This is a genomic window from Endozoicomonas sp. ONNA1, assembly GCF_024606325.1.
GTDB lineage: Bacteria > Pseudomonadota > Gammaproteobacteria > Pseudomonadales > Endozoicomonadaceae > Endozoicomonas_A.
Window position 1 is genome coordinate 1 of record NZ_JAHHPN010000313.1, and the last position, 2,894, is coordinate 2,894.

Annotated in this window: 4 protein-coding genes; all 4 read left to right on the forward strand. The window is 37.3% G+C overall.

The window, feature by feature from the left end; genetic code table 11:
• The first annotated feature begins 106 nt into the window (after window positions 1-106).
• The 4 genes from KDK19_RS07345 to KDK19_RS07360 all read left to right on the forward strand — a co-directional run bounded on the left by KDK19_RS07345 (window position 107) and on the right by KDK19_RS07360 (window position 2,884).
• On the forward strand, window positions 107-625 hold the full coding sequence (locus KDK19_RS07345; protein ID WP_257275337.1) for a GNAT family N-acetyltransferase: 519 nt from the start codon (window positions 107-109) through the stop codon (window positions 623-625).
• Window positions 626-765: 140 nt separating this feature from the next.
• The gene (locus tag KDK19_RS07350; protein ID WP_257291647.1) at window positions 766-1,665 is read left to right on the forward strand and encodes a hypothetical protein; all 900 of its coding nucleotides are present in this window, start codon (window positions 766-768) and stop codon (window positions 1,663-1,665) included.
• Window positions 1,647-2,357 (forward strand): hypothetical protein, encoded by a 711-nt coding sequence (locus KDK19_RS07355; RefSeq protein ID WP_257291648.1) that lies wholly within the window; start codon window positions 1,647-1,649, stop codon window positions 2,355-2,357. Before KDK19_RS07350 ends, KDK19_RS07355 begins: the two co-directional genes overlap by 19 nt.
• Before the next feature lie 107 nt (window positions 2,358-2,464).
• Window positions 2,465-2,884: a hypothetical protein gene (locus tag KDK19_RS07360; protein ID WP_257291649.1), complete on the forward strand. Its 420-nt coding sequence runs from the start codon at window positions 2,465-2,467 to the stop codon at window positions 2,882-2,884.
• Window positions 2,885-2,894: the final 10 nt, after the last annotated feature.

Sequence of the window (2,894 nt, forward strand, 5' to 3'; positions counted from 1 at the left end):
CTAACAAAAGCGTGGTGTCGGCAGCAAGCTGCCTGGGATGCCGCCTGTGGCGGCACCCCACACACAGGCGTTATGTTGCAATCCAATCAAAGGAGTTATCAAGTAGATGGATTTTCTTGTACCTTCTGAATTAGAAACAGAGCGATTAATTCTCAGGCAATTCCAAGATGATGATTGGAGAGATCTTCATGAATATTATTCCGATACTGTTGCAACAAAATTTACAACTGGTCGGGAATTCACTGAAGGTGAAACTTGGCGAACTATGTGCGGTATGATCGGTCATTGGCAAATCAGAAAATATGGGCCGTATGCTGTAGTGAGTAAGGATTCTGGTAAAGTCCTTGGGCCTGTTGGTTTCTGGTATCCCAATGATTGGCCAGCGCCAGAAATAAAATGGGCTTTGGCTCCAAGATATTGGGGTAAAGGTTACGCTAAGGAAGCAACTATCGCAGTGCAAGTTGCTGGCAGAGAACACATACCAAATTTGCCATTGATTAGCTTCATAAATTCAGAAAATATTCCATCTATAAAACTTGCTGAATCTGTAGGTGCAGTTTTTAGCAAAGCTACAGAGTTTCGTGGTGGTATATGGCATATTTACCAGCACCCAACAGCAACATAACAAAAAAATCCAGGTGACGCCTACGGCGCACCTGATTTTGGCGTTATGTGCTAATCAAAAATGTTAGAGGAGTACTAAAGATGAAGTAAGAATGAAGGTTTTTTTCAAAAATTATAAAAAATTTCTAAAGGATTATTGCAATGAAAATAAAACACGGATTACTTGCAGCAGCAACTACAATGTTACTTTCTGGCTGCAAAACAATGGGTGTTTCTAGTACTGGAAGTGACAATTCTCCAGCACCAACAGGGCCTACAGAACTAATAACAAAAACAATGATTGAAGTTAAAGACGGTGCTGCGCTGCTAGAAAAATTATATGTTGATAAAAAAGCAACGCTTGAGAGCAATGATTTTTATCATCAGTATTATTTAACTTATGTTCCATCATTCTCCTCGCTTGATAATTTTATTGTTAGTTTCATGGATCATTGCAAGGAATTGGGCGGTGATTACAGAAATTCAATTTGCTGGAGCAAAGACCGTAGCAAAATTAATTTTATTGCAGAGGGTTTTGTAACAAATTATAGGTCTACGAATAATGAGGTTTTCATCAATGTAATTGAACCTAAAGAAACGATCGATATGGAGCAGTTTGTCGAAAAGATATCTACGCGAGTTCGTGATATACCTTCTATTAAATTTAAAGGCAAAGAATTTACGAAGTTTGAGAAATTAAAAGAATTAGAGTCGCTCTATGATGATTTGTCTAGTCAAATAACATCGATTTCAGGTTTTCAAAACCTTTCACAATACGAGCAGCTTCTAGCATCAAAAACATTACATGAGGCATTGACTAATAATTCCAAAAAGAAATCAGTATGGCATGCAGGTGGTGATACATTTGGCTCAGTTACTGTCTTGAAAAAATATCAAGAAGGAGATCAGCTATGTGCAGATGTGAGTATTTATAGAAAGCAAGGAATTAAACCAAGCTTTGGTGCGATGGTTTCTGGTAAAGATGGAAAAAGTGCAAGCAAAAACACACTTTGTACTGAAACCAATGACCGGGTTGGTCTAAATTGGTATTTCACATCGTAAACGCACATAACAAAAAATTCCAGGGGACTGCGCCTGCGGCGCAGCCCCTGAATTTAGCGTTATGTGGCAGCAATCAGGCACAAAGTACGCATTATTCTGGTAGAAATCCCTTATCAAAATGTTTTTGTAATTTTGATATAACGTGGTCTTTTGCAACGTGTGCTTCTATGAATAAAATTGTCACAGTTATATTTGCAATCTTGATTTTTACGTTCGGTTTAATGGGTTTGATTCGTAAAGCCCCGGAAATAAAAACCGAAACTCAAAACACAAGCACCTCAGAAGTCATTAAAGGTGACTTCAAACGAGAAGTCTATCTATTTAAAAATGGTAAAGATTTCAAAAAGGAACTTTCAACTTTTATTAAAAAGTTACAAAATGAAAATGAATTGATTTTTTTACCAAAAACCAATAGTGAAATGTATATTCACAGAATTATTGCTAATGATATTGATGAAGAAAATTTTTCATTAATGATTTTTATGTCATATGAAGATAGTAATGGCAACCCAATACTAATACCAAGTAAATTTATAGCTAACAAAAAGTCAGGCACTCCAAAAGAAGAATTCTTTAAGCATCCAGAAACTGGAGAATGGATTAAAGTTGCAATGGTTGATAATGATAAAGACGAATTAACCATTTATGACGCAGGCTTGTTCATGGCAGTTAGAGACAGAGTTCAAAATTAAGTAGCCACATAACAAGTGCGTAGTGTCGGCAGCAAGCTGCCTGGGACGCCGCTTTTGGCGGCGCCCCACACGCATGCGTTATGCGTCAAAGATAGAGAGTTAGGTTCTTGGATTTAGAGAATTTATTTGAAGAAGTGGTAGATGAGAATGACTCTGAAAAACTAGAGAAGTTTCTCCAGTTGCTAATGAAAGAATGGGTATATTTCTTTTTACTAGAAACAGGTGGTAGAGATACTCCTGTAAGCACAGATAAAGTTGAGCACATAATTACGACTGGAAAAGACAATCCAATTAATGTCCCAACTATAAACAATGAAGATGGAAGCCATGGTGTAATTTACACAAATATGGAGCTTGCCCTGAATTGTGCAGAATTTAGGTGTAAAGTAGGCAAAATGAAGGGAATCAAAGCATTTGAAATGTTTGCAGGTATTTCTACCGTCGACGCAATTTATCTTCAATGTAATACCTGCAACGTGCGTATCGGTAACTTTCAAGGTAGATGTCGCCTCAACTTATGCAGCTAAATCACAATGC

Coding starts and splice junctions, on each gene's coding strand:
- KDK19_RS07350 (WP_257291647.1), top strand. CDS start 766: ATGAAAATAAAACACGGATTACTTGCAGCAGCAACTACAATGTTACTT.
- KDK19_RS07345 (WP_257275337.1), top strand. CDS start 107: ATGGATTTTCTTGTACCTTCTGAATTAGAAACAGAGCGATTAATTCTC.